Origin of the sequence: Streptomyces sp. NPDC006510 (genome assembly GCF_040611955.1) — a bacterium.
GTDB lineage: Bacteria > Actinomycetota > Actinomycetes > Streptomycetales > Streptomycetaceae > Streptomyces.
On the sequence record NZ_JBEXPH010000399.1, the window covers coordinates 1 to 2,634 of the forward strand.

1 protein-coding gene is annotated in these 2,634 nt (G+C 72.3%); it reads right to left on the minus strand.

Annotation, left to right across the window (positions count from 1 at the left end):
• Positions 1–2,634: amino acid adenylation domain-containing protein (locus ABZY11_RS43860; RefSeq protein WP_356484530.1), on the minus strand; the 2,634-nt coding region annotated here is incomplete at both ends.

The following is a 2,634-nucleotide window of genomic DNA, read 5'->3' on the forward strand; positions in this document are numbered from 1 at the left end:
GTGCGATACATCCGCCCACCCACACCACCGAACGGATCCGCCACAAACCTCGAACCCGTCAGACCAGCACGACCCACATACCCACGCGCCAGACCCACACCCGACACATACAGCTCACCCACCACACCAGGAGCCACCGGCCCCAACGACGCGTCCAGCACATACACCCGGGTGTTCCACACCGCACGGCCGATCGGCGGGGCGGACTCGCCGGTCAGCGGCTCGGTCATGGTCGTCGCGACGGTCATCTCGGTGGGCCCGTAGGCGTTGACGACCTGGCGGCCGCCCCTGGCCCAGCGCGCCACCAGTTCGGCCGAGCAGGCTTCGCCGCCCGTGACGACACAGCGCAGCGTGTCCAGACCGGCGTCCGGGATGGTGGCCAGTACCGGTGCGGCCAGCTGGATGTGGGTCACGCCGTGGGTGGCGATGGCCTCGGCCAGCTGGTCACCGACAATGTGCCGCTGCGGATCGGCGAGCACCAGCGTGGCGCCGGCCAGCAGCGCCATCACCGTGTCGGCCACCGACGGGTCGAAGGTGGTGGACACCGCCTGGAGGACCCGGCTCCCGGCGTCGATGCCGAGCCGGTCGATGTGCACCGCCGCGAGGTTCCCGATGCTGGCGTGCGTGATCAGCACGCCCTTGGGCAGTCCGGTCGAGCCGGAGGTGTAGATGACGTAGGCCGGGTGTTCCGACCGGAGCGGAGTCGTGCGCTCGGCATCGGTCGGATCGGTGGCGTCGTAGGCGGCGGCGAGCCGTTCGCCCTCGGCGACCGACAGCGCGAGGTACGGCGCGTCGCCGGCTTCGGCTGCTGCGTGGATACGCGTACCGGCATCGGAGGTGAGCACCAGTACGGGCTTCGCGTCGCTCAGCACGTAGTCGATGCGCTGCGCGGGCTGGCCGGGGTCGACCGGCAGGTAGCCGGCCCCCGCCTTGGTCACCGCCAGGAGGGCGACGAGCCATTCCACGGAGCGGGGCACTGCCACCGCGACCAGGGTTTCGGGTCCCGCCCCCTTGCCGATCAGCAGCCGTGCCAGGCGGTTCGCCCGTGCGTTGAGCTCCGCGTAGGTGAGCTGCGCGCAGGCGCGCTCCGCGCCGGTGGGCTCCTGGCCTGCGTCGACGACCGCCGTTGCGTCGGGGGTCCGGGCCGCCTGGGCCTCGAAGAGGCTCGGCAGCGTGCCCTCGGGCAGGGCGTGGTCGGTGGCGTTCCAGCGGTGCAGCACGGTGTCGCGCTCGTCCGTGGACAGCACGTCGAACGCGCCGATACGGGTGTCCGGGGCCGCCGCCGCGGAGGCCAGCCAGCGCCCGAACCGGTCCATCAGGCCGCGCACGGTGTCGTGGTCGAACCGGTCGGAGCTGTAGTGCGCCAGCCCCTGGAGTCCGCCGGGCCGGCCGTCCTCGTCCTGGCGCTCGACGAGCTCGATACCGAGGTCGAACTTGGCGTCGGCCGGGGCGGGCGGCAGCGGGGTGACATCGAGGCCGGGCAGCCGCAGCGTGCCGTCCGGCGTGTTCTGCAGGGCGAGCATCACCTGGAAGAGCGGGTGCCGGGCGAGCGAACGCGTCGGGTTGAGGACTTCCACCAGCCGCTCGAAGGGGACGTCCTGATGGGCGTACGCGGCGAGGTCGGCCTCCCGGACCCGGTCCAGGAGTTCACCGAAGGTCGGGTCGCCGGAGGTGTCGGTACGCAGCACCAGCGTGTTGACGAAGAAGCCGATCAGATCGTCGAGCGCCTCGTCGGTCCGGCCTGCGACCGGGGTGCCGAGCGGGATGTCGGTGCCCGCGCCGAGCCGGGTGAGCAGGGCCGCGAGCCCGGCCTGGAGCACCATGAAGAGGCTGACGTCGGCCTGCCTGGCCAGGGCGGCCAGTTCGCCGTGCAGTGCGGCGTCGAAGCCGAACTCCACCGAGCCGCCGCGGTAGCCGGGCAGCTGAGGGCGGGGCCGGTCGGCGGGCAGCTCGATCTCGTCGGGCAGTTCGGCCAACGCCTCGTACCAGTAGCTCAGTTGGCGGGCGATCGGGCTGTCGGGCTCGGTCTCGTCGCCGAGCACGTCGCGCTGCCACAGGGTGTAGTCCGCGTACTGCACCGGCAGCGGCTCCCACTCCGGGACACCGCCCGCCAGCCGGGCCGCGTAGGCGGCCGACAGGTCACGGGCCAGCGGGGCCAGCGACCAGCCGTCGGCCGCGATGTGATGCAGCACGACGAGCAGCACATGCTCCCGCTCACCCAGCCGCAGGAGCCGTGCCCGCAGCGGGGGGTCGATCGCGAGGTCGACGGGCAGTGCGGCGAAGTCCTGTACGGCGGAGCCGATTTCGGACTCGTCCAGGTCGACGATGCCGAGGCCGGGTACCCAGAAGTCGAGTACCTGCTGATGCGGGATGCCGTCGTCGTCGGGGAAGACGGTGCGCAGTGCCTCGTGCCGGGCCACGACGTCACCGAGGGCGAGACGCAGCGCCTCCACGTCGAGCGTCCCGGAGAGCCGGACCGCCAGGGAGACGCTGCCGCCCGCTCCTTCGAAGCGCTCCAGGAACCAGAGCCGGCGCTGACCGAAGGAGAGCGGGACGGTCTCCGGCCGGACCGCCGGAACCAGGGCCTTACGAGCGGAATCCGCACCGTCCAGCACCCGGTCCAGCGCCGCCACC